Annotated in this window: 15 protein-coding genes; 4 read left to right on the top strand and 11 right to left on the bottom strand. The window is 63.7% G+C overall.

Going from position 1 to position 14,207, the window contains the following annotated elements:
• Window positions 1–101: 101 nt before the first annotated feature.
• Window positions 102–1,781 (top strand): electron transfer flavoprotein-ubiquinone oxidoreductase, encoded by a 1,680-nt coding sequence (locus DPM33_RS03860; RefSeq protein WP_112095678.1) that lies wholly within the window; start codon window positions 102–104, stop codon window positions 1,779–1,781.
• A gap of 137 nt (window positions 1,782–1,918) precedes the next feature.
• The gene (locus tag DPM33_RS03865) at window positions 1,919–2,512 is read left to right on the top strand and encodes a DUF922 domain-containing protein (protein ID WP_112095680.1); all 594 of its coding nucleotides are present in this window, start codon (window positions 1,919–1,921) and stop codon (window positions 2,510–2,512) included.
• A gap of 51 nt (window positions 2,513–2,563) precedes the next feature.
• Here DPM33_RS03865 and DPM33_RS03870 read toward each other — a convergent pair whose 3' ends face one another.
• The 5 genes from DPM33_RS03870 to DPM33_RS03885 form a co-directional block, all read right to left on the bottom strand.
• The gene (locus DPM33_RS03870) at window positions 2,564–3,574 is read right to left on the bottom strand and encodes an endonuclease/exonuclease/phosphatase family protein (protein ID WP_167448934.1); all 1,011 of its coding nucleotides are present in this window, start codon (window positions 3,572–3,574) and stop codon (window positions 2,564–2,566) included.
• Between the two features lie 233 nt (window positions 3,575–3,807).
• Entirely contained in the window at window positions 3,808–5,268 is a 1,461-nt protein-coding gene (locus tag DPM33_RS03875; protein ID WP_245441981.1) for an AMP nucleosidase, read from the bottom strand.
• 171 nt (window positions 5,269–5,439) lie between these two features.
• Entirely contained in the window at window positions 5,440–5,643 is a 204-nt protein-coding gene (locus DPM33_RS03880) for a hypothetical protein (protein ID WP_112095686.1), read from the bottom strand.
• Between the two features lie 66 nt (window positions 5,644–5,709).
• Window positions 5,710–5,844 (bottom strand): hypothetical protein, encoded by a 135-nt coding sequence (locus DPM33_RS37365; RefSeq protein WP_281004771.1) that lies wholly within the window; start codon window positions 5,842–5,844, stop codon window positions 5,710–5,712.
• 199 nt (window positions 5,845–6,043) lie between these two features.
• Window positions 6,044–6,385 (bottom strand): DUF2147 domain-containing protein, encoded by a 342-nt coding sequence (locus tag DPM33_RS03885; protein ID WP_112095688.1) that lies wholly within the window; start codon window positions 6,383–6,385, stop codon window positions 6,044–6,046.
• Window positions 6,386–6,819: 434 nt separating this feature from the next.
• Here DPM33_RS03885 and DPM33_RS03890 point away from each other — a divergent pair, with 434 nt between their 5' ends.
• Complete coding sequence (locus tag DPM33_RS03890; protein WP_112095690.1) at window positions 6,820–7,086, top strand: SEL1-like repeat protein; 267 nt, start codon at window positions 6,820–6,822, stop codon at window positions 7,084–7,086.
• A gap of 371 nt (window positions 7,087–7,457) precedes the next feature.
• Entirely contained in the window at window positions 7,458–8,579 is a 1,122-nt protein-coding gene (locus tag DPM33_RS03895) for an ABC transporter substrate-binding protein (RefSeq protein WP_112095692.1), read from the top strand.
• A gap of 147 nt (window positions 8,580–8,726) precedes the next feature.
• On the opposite strand, the gene DPM33_RS03900 is transcribed toward DPM33_RS03895, so the two are convergent.
• The 6 genes from DPM33_RS03900 to DPM33_RS03925 all read right to left on the bottom strand — a co-directional run bounded on the left by DPM33_RS03900 (window position 8,727) and on the right by DPM33_RS03925 (window position 14,206).
• A complete protein-coding gene (locus DPM33_RS03900) occupies window positions 8,727–10,691 on the bottom strand; it encodes an acetyl/propionyl/methylcrotonyl-CoA carboxylase subunit alpha (RefSeq protein WP_112095694.1) in 1,965 nt (654 codons plus the stop codon).
• A 49-nt stretch (window positions 10,692–10,740) separates the two neighbouring features.
• Window positions 10,741–11,118, bottom strand: coding sequence for a hypothetical protein (locus DPM33_RS03905; protein ID WP_112095696.1), 378 nt, complete (start codon window positions 11,116–11,118; stop codon window positions 10,741–10,743).
• 36 nt (window positions 11,119–11,154) lie between these two features.
• Window positions 11,155–11,520 (bottom strand): hypothetical protein, encoded by a 366-nt coding sequence (locus DPM33_RS03910; RefSeq protein WP_245441982.1) that lies wholly within the window; start codon window positions 11,518–11,520, stop codon window positions 11,155–11,157.
• Window positions 11,521–11,574: 54 nt separating this feature from the next.
• On the bottom strand, window positions 11,575–11,946 hold the full coding sequence (locus tag DPM33_RS03915) for a hypothetical protein (protein WP_112095698.1): 372 nt from the start codon (window positions 11,944–11,946) through the stop codon (window positions 11,575–11,577).
• 119 nt (window positions 11,947–12,065) lie between these two features.
• The gene (locus DPM33_RS03920; RefSeq protein ID WP_112095700.1) at window positions 12,066–12,596 is read right to left on the bottom strand and encodes an O-acetyl-ADP-ribose deacetylase; all 531 of its coding nucleotides are present in this window, start codon (window positions 12,594–12,596) and stop codon (window positions 12,066–12,068) included.
• 2 nt (window positions 12,597–12,598) lie between these two features.
• Entirely contained in the window at window positions 12,599–14,206 is a 1,608-nt protein-coding gene (locus DPM33_RS03925) for a carboxyl transferase domain-containing protein (RefSeq protein WP_112095701.1), read from the bottom strand.
• Window position 14,207: the final 1 nt, after the last annotated feature.

A 14,207-nucleotide genomic window follows, 5' to 3' on the forward strand; every position in this document is an offset into this window, starting at 1 on the left:
CGGCGTTGTCACGTCAGCGCCGGTTTCGCGTCGTGAATTGATGCGCTATGCAGCGCGTGAGCCAGCAGAATGCGAAGACATGGCGAGCCAGTGAGGGGCCGATGAGCGAAATCGAACGCGAGAGCATGGAATTCGACGTGGTGATCGTCGGCGCGGGCCCCGCCGGCCTCGCCGCCGCGATCCGTCTGAAGCAGCTCAACCCGGAGCTCTCCGTCGTCGTGCTGGAGAAGGGCGGCGAGGTCGGCGCGCACATCCTGTCCGGCGCGGTCGTCGATCCGATCGGCATCGACCGCCTGCTGCCCGGCTGGCGCGAGGAGAACGATCATCCGTTCAAGACGCCAGTAACGGCGGACCATTTCCTGGTGCTTGGGCCCGCGGGTTCGTTCCGCCTGCCCAATTTCCTGATGCCGCCGTTGATGAACAATCACGGCAACTACATCGTCTCCCTCGGCAATGTCTGCCGCTGGCTGGCGACCAAGGCCGAGGCGCTCGGCGTCGAGATCTATCCGGGTTTTGCCGCGGCAAGCCTGGTCTACAACGACGCCGGCGCCGTCACCGGCGTCATCACCGGCGACATGGGCGTCGAGAAGGACGGCACGCATGGCCCGGCTTACGCTCCGGGCATGGCGTTGATGGGCAAATATGTGCTGATCGGCGAGGGCGCGCGCGGCTCGCTCGCCAAGCAGCTTATCGCCAAATACCAGCTTGCCGACGGCCGCGAGCCCGGCAAGTTCGGCATCGGCCTCAAGGAACTGTGGCAGGTCAAGCCGGAGAACCACAAGCCGGGCCTCGTCCAGCACTCGTTCGGCTGGCCGCTCGACATGAAGACCGGCGGCGGCTCCTTCCTCTACCATCTCGAGGACAACCAGGTGGCGGTCGGTTTCGTCGTCCACCTGAACTACAAGAACCCCTATCTCTCGCCCTTCGAGGAGTTCCAGCGCTTCAAGACGCATCCGGCGATCAAGGGCACCTTCGAGGGCGCCAAGCGCATCGGCTACGGCGCGCGCGCCATCACCGAGGGCGGCTGGCAGTCGGTGCCGAAGCTGTCCTTCCCGGGCGGCGTGCTGATGGGTTGTGCCGCCGGCTTCGTCAACGTGCCGCGCATCAAGGGTTCGCACAATGCGGTGCTGTCCGGCATGCTGGCGGCAGAGCATGTGGCCGAGGCGATTGCAGGCGGCCGCGCCAATGACGAGCTTGCTTCCTACGAGCAAGCCTGGCGCGGCACCGATATCGGCAAGGACCTGAAGAAGGTGCGCAACGTCAAGCCGCTGTGGTCGCGCTTCGGAACCATCGCCGGTGTCGGCATCGGCGGATTGGACATGTGGCTGAACACGCTGTTCGGCTTCTCGCCCTTCGGCACGCTGAAGCACGGCAAGGCCGACTATGCGGCGCTCGAGCCGGCGTCCAAGCATCAGAAGATCGCCTATCCGAAGCCGGATGGCGTCTTGACCTTCGACCGCCTCTCCTCGGTGTTCCTGTCCAACACCAACCATGAGGAAAACGAGCCGACCCACCTGATCGTCGGCGACATGGCGCTGCAGCAGCGCTCCGAGCACGATGTCTTCGCCGGTCCTTCGACGCGTTATTGCCCGGCCGGCGTCTATGAATGGGTGGACAAGGACGGCAATGCCGCCGCCGATCCGTCGGCCAAGGATGTGCGCTTCGTCATCAACGCGCAGAACTGCGTCCACTGCAAGACCTGCGACATCAAGGATCCGAACCAGAACATCAACTGGGTGCCGCCGCAAGGCGGCGAGGGCCCCGTCTATCAAGGCATGTGAGCCACATTCCCGACCGGGCCGTGTCGACCGCGTCGACCGGCCGGGGGGCGCCTCGACAATATATGCCGCCCGACCAACGTTGTTGAAACGGAAACGTGGCTGTGGTTCCTTCTATCCGCGATAGGGGGAGAAAATTTATGCGGCTGAAGGTTCTGACGTGTCTCCTTGCCATCGGCGCGCTAGGCGCGCCGCAGGCCTCGGCCGGCAGCAGGATCCAGGTCGAAACCCGCACCTATGACGTCAGCGGCGACTCCGGCGCCGCGCTCATTACGGCCATCAACCGCAAGGGCCCGAAGCGCGGCTTCATGGCGCATGCCATCGCGCAGACATCCTACACTGCCAACTGGGATATGGTCGTGCTTCAGGACAAGGGCTCTTGCCTGATACGGCAGGCGAACGGCGCGATGGATCTGCTCTACACCTTTCCCCGCGTCGTTTCGCCAATGACGCCGGCGCTGAAAAAGCGCTGGGGCCGGTTCTTCGCCGGCGTGCGGGCGCACGAGGAGACCCACGGCCGCATCGCCAGGCAAATGATGCGCGCCGCCGAGCGGTCGGTCGCCGGCCTGAAGATCGCTAGCGACTCCTCTTGCAACAAGGCGCGCCGCGAAGCGCGGCGCCGCATCGAGGCCGTCTATGCGCAGTACGAGGCGAAGCAGAACGCGTTCGATGTCAGCGAGCATCGCGACGGCGGCCACGTCGAGCACCTGGTCATGGCCTTGATCAAGCCTTGATGGGGCGCTCCACTCCGCGTCCTTGTGCTCCGGGATGACGAAGCGAGTGTGTCAGCCTCGCGGCTCTGCAGCGGAGACATTCTGCGCCAGCGCCGACTTATGCTCGTCCTCCGGCGTATTGCTGTTGGGCCGCAGCGTGAACTCGACCAATACGGGAAGATGGTCGGAGCCGGTATCCTCCAGCCGGGCCGACGACAGGATCGTCACCCCGCCCTTGCTGAACACCTGGTCGATCGGCAGGCCGGCATAACGGCGCAGGAAGTCGGGCAGCGTGCGGTGGATCCAGGTCGGGCCGGCCGAGGGCATCAGCGTCATCCCGCTGAGCCGCGCCACCCGCCGCACCGCCGCGCTCCACGGCACCGCGTTGCAATCGCCGGCCATGATGGCGGTTTCGCCGAGCGCGGCCAGCGACTCCGACAGTTCGCCGATCTGCCAGTATTGCTCCATCGGCCAGGGCCAGCTCAGATGGATCGCGGCGACGTTGACGGGGACGCCGTTGAAATCGATCATGGCGGTCGCCATCGCGCCGCGCGGCTCGCAACGCGGCGCGGTGCCGGCGGCAAAGGGGCGGCGCGACAGCAGCGCGACGCCGAATACGCCGTTGGGATAGTCGCAAAGGATGCGATAGGGGTAGGCGCTGGCGATATAGCCGAGTTCGGTCGCCCACATCGAAGACACTTCGTCCAGCGTGATGACGTCCGGATTGGTCCGGCCGATCAGCGACAGCACCTTCTTCGGCGTCGGGTTGTTGAAGCGCAGGTTCATCTGCAGCAGGCTGTAGACGATCCGGTCGGCCGGCTTGGCAACCGCCTGCTGCGTCGACAGTCTGGGCAGCGCGCTCATCGTCGTGGCGAGACAGGCAATGGCGAAGAGCAGCACCGCCACCGCCTGCAGCCGGTACGAGCCGGCAAGCAGCACCAGCGCCAGCAAGGCCGTCAGCACGCTCAGATGCATGCGGAAATGCGAGAAGGAATCGAAGGCTGGATGCAGCGCGCCGAAGAACCCGGCCAGAAGCGCGGCCGAGCATCCCATCATTGCCAGGAATGTCAGCTGAGCCATCATGCTCAAGCGCGCGCCGCCCGTTGTCATTTGCTCCGACCGCCTACAGCGTTTTCACCGTTTCACCGAAACGGCGAAATACCCTATGCCCTTTGTTCCGCCGCAATTTCGAACGGAAAGCCGCTGCGCGCCTTTCCTGAAATCGCTCTTGGCTATCCGTTCCGACCGCTTATCGGCCAAATTGCGGCTCAAGCAAGACGACCGGCTGCCTCACCGTGTCCCTGCAACCCCTGCTGCTATTGGAAGGCCGTCTCGGAAAAGCTTCTGAGCTTGCGCGAATGCAGCCGTTCCATCGGCATTTCAGCCAGCTTTTCCATCGCCCTGATGCCAATGGTGAGATGTTGCGCCACTTGCCGCTTGTAGAACTCGGTCGCCATGCCGGGCAGCTTCAGTTCGCCATGCAGCGGCTTGTCGGAGACGCACAGCAGCGTCCCGTAGGGCACGCGGAAGCGGAAGCCGTTGGCGGCGATCGTGGCCGATTCCATGTCCAGCGCGATGGCGCGCGACTGCGACAGGCGCTGCACCGGTCCGCGCTGGTCGCGCAGTTCCCAGTTGCGGTTGTCGATGGTGGCGACGGTGCCGGTGCGCATGATGCGCTTGAGGTCATAGCCGGAAAGGCCGGTGACCTCGGCAACCGCCTCCTGCAACGCCACCTGGATTTCGGCCAGCGGCGGGATCGGCACCCAGACCGGCAGGTCGTCGTCGAGCACATGGTCCTCGCGCACATAGGCATGCGCCAGCACATAGTCGCCCAGCGCCTGTGTGTTGCGCAGGCCCGCGCAGTGGCCGAGCATCACCCAAGCGTGCGGCCTCAATACCGCGATGTGGTCGGTGATCGTCTTGGCGTTGGACGGCCCGACGCCGATATTGACCATGGTGATGCCGCCATGGCCGGGCTTCTTCAAATGATAGGCCGGCATCTGCGGCAGGCGCGGCGGCGGCGTGCCTTCGCTCGGCGCGCCGGCCCCAGCCTTGGTCACCACATTGCCCGGCTCGACGAATTCGCTGTAACCGCCACCGCCGCTTTCCATCAGTTCGCGGGCGCGGGCGACGAACTCGTCGATGTAGAACTGATAGTTGGTGAACAGCACGAAGTTCTGGAAATGCTGCGGGCTGGTCGCCGTGTAATGCGTCATGCGGTGCAGCGAATAGTCGATGCGCTGCGCGGTGAACGGCGCCAGCGGCCGCGGTTCGCCGAATGCCACCTCGAAGGTGCCGTTGGCGATCTGGTCGTCGGTGCCGTCGAGATCCGGCACATCGAACAGGTCGCGGATCGGCCGCTTGATGCGCTCGGCGGCAGCGCCGTCGACATAGGTACCTTCCAGGAACGCGAAATGGAGCGGGATCGGCGTGGCCGATTCCGACACGGTCACCGTCACGCCGTGATTGCGCATGATGAGCTTCAGCTGCTCGATGAGATAGTTTTCGAACAACTGCGGCTGCGTGATCGTGGTGGAGAAGTTCCCCGGCGTCGGCATGTGGCCGTATGCCTGGCGCGAGTCGACCTGGCTGAACGAGGTCGTGGTGACGCCGATCTGCGGATAGAATGCCCGGTAGCGCTTGCTTTCGTCGCCGCCCGCGGCAAGGGCTGTGAAGGAATCACGCAGGAATTTGGTATTGCGGTCGTAGAGCGTCTGCAGCGCCGCGACGGCCTTTTTGGCGTCGTGGAAATCCTGCTTGCCGAAAGGCTCCGGCATGACGACCGATTCGATGGCTTGGGGGTAGATTCGCTTTTCCATGGCTCAATATAGAGACTCAGGAGAGCGCTTGGGAGGGGGCGGCGGCGCCGCGAAGGCCGACAGCGTCGATTTTCTTCAGACGTGTTCAAGGCGGGTTCGGATTGGAGATGGCCGGCCCGACAACGTATCCTATAGAGCTTGCCCGCGCTGCAGGCTGACCAGCAGCACAAAGCCGACGCTCCTGTTCTTGTGCGCCGGCGCCTCGATCCGGTGGCCAGTGTCGGCGCGCATCATCGGCACCGCCAGCACCGGGGCGGCGAGCAGCATGAGGATGAGCGTCGCCCGCGGCAGCAGCCTGAGGACATTCGTTGCGGTGGCGGCGATACGGTTCATTTTGGTGGTGTCCCTGTTTTCAGCTTGGTGGCTTTTCAGCTTGGTCGTTTGAGCGCTTGATTTGGTTCACCGAGCCGAGAACACGGCCGCGGGCCGTTCCCACGAGCGAACGGAATGGCCGGCCTGCGCCACCAGGATGGCGAAGAGCATGCCGAACAGGCTCATCAGCAGGCAGACGATGGTGAAGCGACGCGCAAGCATTTCTCTCTCCTTCAATGCGGGAGAGAATGCCCCGATGCCTCTGAACCGGTTCTGAGACCGGTATTCATCTGCGGTTCAAATTGATTGACGAGGGTTTGAACGGGCGCTGGAGACCCTGGGGCGGGTTAGCGAAGCGCTGCCGGTGCAAAAGAAAACGGGGCCGCAGCGGCCCCGTTTCGGATGGTCTGGAGTTTGGCAATCAGAGCTTGTGCCAGGTCTGGCTCTTGCAGATCAGGCCGCCGAGCACGCAGCCGCTCATCTTGAGCGTCGTGCCCGTAAGCGTCGCCTTGCCGGAATAGGTCTTGTCGTTGGCCGGGTCGGTGATGTTGCCGGCATATTTATTGTCGCCGGCCGCCTTCAGCGAGCCGATCGTCTTGCCGGCATATTTGCCGGTCTTGAGCGTGATCGAGAAAGAACCGCTGCCGCCTATCGCCGCGGTGTCGCCGGCCTGCGTCTTCCAATTGCCCTCGATCGGGTCGGCCCATGCGGCGCCCGTCATGATCAAGGTGGCCGCCAGGGCCATGCTCATCTTTCGAAACATGTTGTCCTCCTCCTATGGGCTGCGGCGGGCTCCGATCCGCCTTCCTGCCCCTTACGCAAAGGTAAAGCTAATCCAGCTCCCGCCAAAACAAAAGCGGTGCCGCCACGGAAGGTTGCAAGGATTTTCGACGCGCGGATGGCTGAAAATAAACGCGACCGGAAAACGCTTCGGTTTCCGTGGTTAGCGAAGTCTTGATTCCGCTCGCGGCAATTTTCATCGAATTTGATGCAAAACGGCTGAAACGCTGGATTCCCATGCTTAACAGTTTTTCGCGTTTACCTCTTGTTTTAGCTTTGTTTTCCTCAAATTAAGCAAGCCATTTAACGACGGATTCAAGGCCAACCGTCATCCTCGAAAGCATCGAAAGAGCGGCCCGCCCCAAGCGACACCAAGGGAAAAGGAGGCAGCTCTCGGGAGCCAGACAGGGGATTGAAATGGCACGTTTTGAAATGCTGGAAGACGGCTTCGGCGCCATGGGGGCAACCGCCCAGGCCGACATTCTCTTCGAACTGGGCATGATGTATGCGACCGGCCGCGATTGCGACACCGACGTCGTCGCCGCCCACAAATGGTTCAACATCGCTGCGATCAAGGGCTCGGCCCGCGCCGCCGAGCTGCGCTCGGAACTGTCGGCCACGATGTCGAAGATCGAGATCGCCAAGGCGCTGCGCGAAGCGCGTGAATGGATGACCATGCACTGATCCCGCGGGCCTCAGACCCGGAAGTCTTCAGAGGATAAGGCCGCGACAAGACGACCGGTTTCCAAGAGCAAGAATGCAACAGGCCGAACCGGGCGTAGTTGCGCGAAATAACAGGGAAGCGAGCGGGTTTCAGGCGCGGGGGCGTCTGGGGAGCTCGACTGCAAAAGCCGTGACCGACCGAAACAAGGTCGGCGCGGCTTTTTGCATTACGTTTGGTAATCATGCGCTTGGCCCAAGAAATCCTCGCCGGAATGAACCAAAACCGGCCTCACTGTGCTCTCGACAGTTTCTGCGAAGGGTGAAATTGTCCCGGCTCTGTGGAAGCAGCGCCGCCGGAGCCGGCGCGCGCAAGTGGAGGAGTTCTTATAGTCATGAAAAAATTGGGTATTTTGAGCGCGGCCGCATTTGGCCTGATGATGAGCGCGTCGGTTGCCTTCGCCGACGACATCACCATTTCGGTGGTCGGCCCGATGACCGGGCAACTCGCCACCATCGGTGACCAGTTCAAGCAGGGCGCGCAGGCCGCCGCCGACGCCATCAACGCGGCGGGCGGCGTCAACGGTTCTCAGATCAAGCTCGACATCGAGGACGACCAGTGCGATCCGAAGCAGGCGGTTTCGGTCGCCAACCGCATCGTCGCCAATGGCGTCAAGTTCGTCGACGGCCATGCCTGCTCGGGCTCCAGCATTCCGGCCTCGGCCGTCTATGCCGAGGCCGGCACGCTGATGATGAGCCCGGCCTCGTCCAACCCGGTGCTGACCGACGCCGCCGCCAAGTCTGGCTGGCCGACGATCATGCGCCTCTACACGCGTGACGACGCGCAGGGCGCCTTCATCGGCCCGTGGATCGCCAAGAAATATGCCGGCAAGAACGTCGTCGTGCTGCACGACAAGAGCGCCTACGGCCAGGGCGTGGCCGATGCCGTGAAGGCGACGATGAATGCCGGCGGCCTCAAGGAAGTCGACTACGAAGGCATCAATGCCGGCGAGAAGGACTATTCGGCGCTCGTCACCAAGCTGAAGGAGCTCAAGGCCGATGTCGTCTATTTCGGTGGCTATCACCCCGAAGCGGGCCTCATCCTGCGTCAGGCGGCCGAGCAGAACGTCAAGTTCCAGCTGATCATGCCGGACTCGATCGCCTCGCCGGAATTCTGGCAGGTCGCCGGCCCGGCCGGTGAAGGCACCATGTTCGTCTTCCCGTCGGACCCGCAGTCGAAGCCCGAAGCAAAAGACGCGGTCGCCAAGATCAAGGCCGGCGGCTTCACCCCGGAAGGCTTCACGCTGTTCTCCTATGCCGTGATCCAGGCCGTTGCCGAAGGTGTCAAGCGCGCCGGCACCGACGATCCGGCCAAGGTCGCCGAGGCGCTGAAGGACGGCAAGCCGATCAGCACCGTCGTCGGCGACGTCATCTTCGACGAGAAGGGCGACTTGAAGAACGCCAGCTACGACATCAACCAGTGGCACGACGGCAAATACGCGCCGATCCAGCAGTAATCGGTCCTGTTTGTGCGAAAATGGCCGGGCTCGTCCCGGCCATTTTCGTTAGAGCAATTCCAGGAAAAGTGTGAGCGGTTTTCCGTCAGGAATTGCGTCAAACAAAGAGATAGAGCGGTTCGCCGTTTCCGTGAAACGGTGAAACGCTCAGCCCTGGCCGTCCTCCGCGAACCGCACCAGCACCGTGCCGTCGCTGACCTGCGCGCCCTCGGTCGCGATCTCGGCGATCACCCCGTCATGCGGGGCGGCGATCATATGTTCCATTTTCATTGCCTCGAGGATCAGAAGCGGTTGGCCCTTGATAACGGCATCGCCCGCCGCGGCGCGTACCAGCTTGACCAGCCCCGGCATCGGCGCGCGCAGGCTACCCGAGGCGGCCCCTGCCTCGTCGGCCTTGGCCAGCGGATCGGGAACCGCGAACGTGTATCCGACCGCGCCCTCGAAGACGGTGACGTGGCCGGGCCAGCGGGCGGTATGCGGCATCGTCCTCAAATCATGCGTATTCACCGCATCATGCGGCGCTTCCAGCGCCACCTGGAAGCGGCCGTCCGGCCGCGCCGAAACCCGCGCCAGGATGTTCTCCTCGCCATGGCGCAAGCGAATGCGGCGCGCGAGCGTGTGGAAATGCGCATAGCCCGAAAGCGTCGCCCACGGATCGGCTGCCGGACCTGGCGCGCCGGCGTCGGTCGCGGCCAGCGCCGCGGCGGCGATCGTCTCGTCGCTCGGCGCGGGAATGGCGGTGAGCGCCTCCTGATGGCGGCCGATCAGCCCGGTATCGATATCGCCCGCTGCGAAATAGGCGTCAGCCGCCAGCGCCGCCAGGAAGGCGGTGTTGACGGTCGAGCCGGCCACTTCCGTCCGCGCCAGCGTCTCGCGCAGCGCGCCGAGAGCCGTGGTCCGGTCCTTGCCGTGCACCACCAGCTTGGCGATCATCGGATCGTAGAAGGGCGAGATCGCGTCGCCGGCACGCACGCCGGTCTCGATGCGCATTGAGCCCCCTTGCGGCCCTGCGCCGGGAAATTTGAGATGGTGCAGCGTGCCGGTCGCCGGCAGGAACCCTTTCGCGGCGTCCTCGGCATAGAGGCGCGCCTCGAAGGCGTGGCCCGACAGCGTGATTTCTGCCTGCGTCTTCGGCAGTTTTTCGCCGGAAGCAACGCGCAACTGCCATTCGACGAGATCGACGCCGGTGACCATTTCGGTGACGGGATGCTCGACCTGCAACCGCGTGTTCATCTCCATGAACCAGAAGCGGTCGGCCTTGAGCCCCTGCGAGGCATCGACGATGAACTCGATTGTTCCTGCGCCGGAGTAATCGATCGCCTTGGCGGCCTTCACCGCCGCCTCCGTCATCGCCTTGCGCAGCGCCGGCGTCATGCCCGGGGCAGGGGCTTCCTCGATCACCTTCTGGTGGCGGCGCTGCGCCGAGCAGTCGCGTTCGTAAAGATGCACCGCATTGCCGAAATTGTCGCCGAACACCTGCACTTCGATATGGCGCGGCTTGTCGACATATTTTTCCACCAGCACGCGGTCGTCGCCGAAGGCAGCCTTGGCCTCGCGCCGCGCGCCTGACAGCGCCTCGGAGAAATCGTCGGGGTGGTCGACACGCCGCATGCCCTTGCCGCCGCCGCCGGCGCGCGCCTTGATCAGCACCGGATAGCCGATCTCGCGCGCTTTGGAAGCAAGCAGCACGATCTCCTGCGCCTCGCCGTGATAGCCGGGCACCACCGGCACGCCGGCCGTTTCCATCAGCCGCTTGGCGGCGTCCTTCAGTCCCATGGCGCGGATCGAGGCGGCTGAGGGGCCGATGAAGACGAGCCCGGCCGCCGTCACATGGTCGACGAAGTCGGGGTTTTCGGACAGGAAGCCGTAGCCTGGATGGATGGCCTCGGCGCCGGTCGCAAGTGCCGCCGTGATGATCCGATCGCCGCGCAGATAGCTCTCGCCGACGGGCGAAGCGCCGATATGCACTGCCTCGTCCGCCATCTCGACATGCAGGGCGCGGGCATCCGCGTCCGAATAGACGGCGACGGTCCGCACCCCGAGCTTGCGGGCGGTGCGGATGACACGACAGGCGATCTCGCCGCGATTGGCGATCAGGATCTTGCCGAACATGGAACCTCCCGGTTTGGCCTCGGGCGGCGCCAGTCCTGCGGGCGCCAGCCTATTTCGAAACCGCGATTGCGCAGCCGCCGCTCGCGGTTTTGACCTTCCACTTTTTCAGGCCGTACTGGCAGTTGCGCAAGGCGATCTCTTCCGCCGCCTTCTGGGTCGGCGCGTTGAGTTTCGCTCCACAGATAATGTAGAGATCGACGACGCGAGAATAGAAGGTCGTCGCGTAGGCCGAATGCCCGCTCGCCGCTTTGTAGGCGAGATAGGCTTTGTAGCAGGCTTCCTTTGGATCCAGCGACAAATTCGGAGCAAACCGCTTGTCGCCGATCTTGCCGGCCAGCGATTCTGCCGTGGCCGTGCCGGCCGTTGTCGCGACAAGCAGCCCGGCCAGCAGCGACACGCCTACCAGTTTGGTCCTTGCGAAATTCATTCCGGTCCCCCCAGGGCGAAAAAAGCGGTCTGATGTCTATTTCGATGCCGCGATTGCGCAGCCGCCGCTCGCCGTGTTGAGCCGCCACTTCTTCAGGCCGCCCTGGCAGTTGCGCATCGCTGCGTCCTCCGCGGCCTTTTGCGATGGTGCGTTGAGCGCTTTGCCGCAAACGACATAGAGGTCCCTGACGCGCGTATAGAAAGTGGTCGCATAGGCCGAATGCCCGCCCGCCGCGACATAGGCATTGTAGGCAATCCTGCATTGGTCCTTGGCATTCATCGCCAACGGCGGCGGAAAGCGCTTGTCGCCGACGCTGCCTGCCAGCGATCCGGCAGCCATGCTGATGCCGGACGCCGACGCGACCAGCGCCGCCGCCATCATCGCCGCAGCCGCTCGTCTCATGTCTATTGATTTCATTCCGCCCCCCTTGGGAAGAAAAAGCCTGTGCCTCATAACCTATTTGGATGCGGCGACGCCGCAGGCTCCGGCCGTGGAAACCTTCCACTTCTTGCGACCGGATTCGCAGGATTGAAGAGCGCGAGCCTTTGCGGCTTGCTCCGAAGGCGCATTGATCGCGATGCCGCAGATCGTAAATTCTGTCGCCCAGTTGAAGGGCGTCATGGCGAAGGCGGAATGACCGCGCGCCGCGATATATTCGCCATAATGCTTGCCGCAGCCGCCGGTCGAGCCCGGCGATATGTATACAGGGAAGTGGATATTGCCCTTGCTGCCCGACAGTGTTTCGGCCGCCCAAGCGTTCGGCGCCACAAATATTAGCAATCCCGCGAGTGCTGAGACGGTCCACTTGCTGCAATATTTCAAGATCATTTCCACCCCACCCCATTTGCCCAGTGCAAGATGAGGAATAGCGAATATTTTTTTCCGGCGCTAGCGGGTGCCCGGAAATTCGCATTTGCCTGTATTGAGGAATCATTTGGGCCATAAGTTCAACCTTCCCCAAGGTTAGCAACGGTTAGCCGGTATAGTTCAGCGGTCTGCGCATCGAAGCAGCAGAAGGTAACGACGTCCGGTAGCGTGTTTTGCCGCAGGAAGCCGCTTGACGTGCCGACGGCGATCCTGGTCGCCTCGTCCTTGGGAAAGCGGTAGATGCCGGTCGAGATCGCCGGAAAGGCGATCGTGCGGCAGTCATGCGCTTGGGCGATTTCGAGCGAGCGCCGGTAGCAGGAGGCGAGCAGTTCGGCCTCGCCCTTTTCACCGCCCAGCCAGACCGGCCCGACCGTGTGGATGACATAGCGGGCCGGCAGCCGGTAGCCCTTGGTCAACTTGGCATCGCCGGTCTTGCAGCCGTGAAGCATGCGGCATTCGGCGACCAACTCCGGCCCGGCCGCGCGATGGATGGCGCCGTCGACGCCGCCGCCGCCGAGCAGCGACGAATTGGCGGCGTTGACGATGGCGTCGACCGCAAGCTTGGTGATGTCGCCGGTGTGGATGCGGATCCTGTCGGTGACGCCGCCCATCGTCACATCCTGAACACGCCGAACTTCGTTTCCTCGATGCCGGCGTTGAGCGCCGCGGAAAGGCTCAGCGCCAGCACATCGCGGGTTTTGGCCGGATCGATGATGCCGTCGTCCCAAAGCCTTGCCGAGGAATAGAGCGGGTGGCCCTCATGCTCGTATTTCATCAGGATCGGTTTTCGGAATTTGGCTTCCTCCTCGGCGCTCCATTCACCGCCCTTGCGCTCGATGCCTTCGCGCTTGACCATGGCAAGCACCGTCGCCGCTTGCTCGCCGCCCATCACCGAGATGCGCGCGTTCGGCCACATCCACAGGAAGCGGGGCGAATAGGCGCGGCCGCACATGCCGTAATTGCCGGCGCCGAACGAGCCGCCGATGATGACGGTGAGCTTGGGCACACGTGCCGTGGCGACCGCCATCACCAGCTTGGCGCCGTCCTTGGCGATGCCGCCGGCCTCATATTTTCGCCCGACCATGAAGCCGGTGATGTTCTGCAGGAAGATCAGCGGGATGCCGCGCTGGCAGCAGAGCTCGATGAAATGCGCACCCTTCAGCGCGCTTTCGGAAAACAGCACCCCGTTGTTGCCGATGATGCCGACCGGCATGCCGTGCAGATGCGCGAAGCCGGTGACCAGGGTGGTGCCGTAATTCTGCTTGAACTCGTCGAACTCCGAGCCGTCGACGAGGCGGGCGATCACCTCGCGCACGTCATAGGGCTGACGCAGATCCGTCGGCACGACGCCGTAGAGTTCATTCGGATCGTGAAGCGGCGGTGCAGCTTTCCGCAGATTGAGGCTTACCGCCTTGTTCCGATTGAGGTTCCTGATGATACGCCGGCAAATCGCCAGAGCGTGCTCGTCGTCCATCGCATAGTGGTCGGCAACGCCGGAAAGTCTCGTGTGCACATCGGCGCCGCCGAGCTCCTCGGCGCTGACATCCTCGCCGGTGGCCGCTTTCACCAGCGGCGGGCCGCCGAGGAAGATGGTCGCCTGGTTGCGCACTATGATCGTCTCGTCCGACATCGCCGGCACATAGGCGCCGCCCGCCGTGCAGGAACCCATGACGCAGGCGATCTGCGGGATGCCGGCGGCCGACATGTTGGCCTGGTTGTAGAAGATGCGGCCGAAATGCTCGCGGTCCGGGAAGACTTCGTCCTGGTTGGGCAAATTGGCGCCGCCGCTGTCGACAAGGTAGACGCAAGGCAGATTGTTCTGCAGCGCGATTTCTTGCGCCCTGAGATGCTTCTTCACCGTCAGTGGGTAGTAGGTGCCGCCCTTCACGGTCGCGTCGTTGACGACGACCATCACCTCCGTGCCCTCGACGCGGCCGACGCCGGTGATGATGCCGGCGGCGGGAATGTCCTCGCCATACATCGACCATGCCGCGAATTGTCCGACCTCGAGGAAGGGCGAGCCGGTGTCGAGCACTTGCGCCAGCCGCTCGCGCGGCAAGAGCTTGCCGCGGCCCTGGTGGCGCTCGCGCGCTTCGTCGGAGCCGCCCCGCTCGACGCTTGCCGCCTTCTCGGAAATGTCGGCGACCAGCGCCCGCATGCGCTCGGCATTGGCGCGGAAGGTTTCGGAGGAGGAGGAGATCTGGGTTTGCAGTACCGCCATC

The sequence above is a fragment of the Mesorhizobium hawassense genome (assembly GCF_003289945.1).
Lineage (GTDB): Bacteria > Pseudomonadota > Alphaproteobacteria > Rhizobiales > Rhizobiaceae > Mesorhizobium > Mesorhizobium hawassense.

Bases quoted from the DNA above. Each gene is read 5' to 3' on its own strand.
- DPM33_RS03860 (WP_112095678.1), top strand. From the start codon at position 102: ATGAGCGAAATCGAACGCGAGAGCATGGAATTCGACGTGGTGATCGTC.
- DPM33_RS03865 (WP_112095680.1), top strand. From the start codon at position 1,919: ATGCGGCTGAAGGTTCTGACGTGTCTCCTTGCCATCGGCGCGCTAGGC.
- DPM33_RS03870 (WP_167448934.1), bottom strand. From the start codon at position 3,574: ATGATGGCTCAGCTGACATTCCTGGCAATGATGGGATGCTCGGCCGCG.
- DPM33_RS03875 (WP_245441981.1), bottom strand. From the start codon at position 5,268: ATGCCGGAGCCTTTCGGCAAGCAGGATTTCCACGACGCCAAAAAGGCC.
- DPM33_RS03880 (WP_112095686.1), bottom strand. From the start codon at position 5,643: ATGAACCGTATCGCCGCCACCGCAACGAATGTCCTCAGGCTGCTGCCG.
- DPM33_RS37365 (WP_281004771.1), bottom strand. From the start codon at position 5,844: ATGCTTGCGCGTCGCTTCACCATCGTCTGCCTGCTGATGAGCCTGTTC.
- DPM33_RS03885 (WP_112095688.1), bottom strand. From the start codon at position 6,385: ATGTTTCGAAAGATGAGCATGGCCCTGGCGGCCACCTTGATCATGACG.
- DPM33_RS03890 (WP_112095690.1), top strand. From the start codon at position 6,820: ATGGCACGTTTTGAAATGCTGGAAGACGGCTTCGGCGCCATGGGGGCA.
- DPM33_RS03895 (WP_112095692.1), top strand. From the start codon at position 7,458: ATGAAAAAATTGGGTATTTTGAGCGCGGCCGCATTTGGCCTGATGATG.
- DPM33_RS03900 (WP_112095694.1), bottom strand. From the start codon at position 10,691: ATGTTCGGCAAGATCCTGATCGCCAATCGCGGCGAGATCGCCTGTCGT.
- DPM33_RS03905 (WP_112095696.1), bottom strand. From the start codon at position 11,118: ATGAATTTCGCAAGGACCAAACTGGTAGGCGTGTCGCTGCTGGCCGGG.
- DPM33_RS03910 (WP_245441982.1), bottom strand. From the start codon at position 11,520: ATGAGACGAGCGGCTGCGGCGATGATGGCGGCGGCGCTGGTCGCGTCG.
- DPM33_RS03915 (WP_112095698.1), bottom strand. From the start codon at position 11,946: ATGATCTTGAAATATTGCAGCAAGTGGACCGTCTCAGCACTCGCGGGA.
- DPM33_RS03920 (WP_112095700.1), bottom strand. From the start codon at position 12,596: ATGGGCGGCGTCACCGACAGGATCCGCATCCACACCGGCGACATCACC.
- DPM33_RS03925 (WP_112095701.1), bottom strand. From the start codon at position 14,206: ATGGCGGTACTGCAAACCCAGATCTCCTCCTCCTCCGAAACCTTCCGC.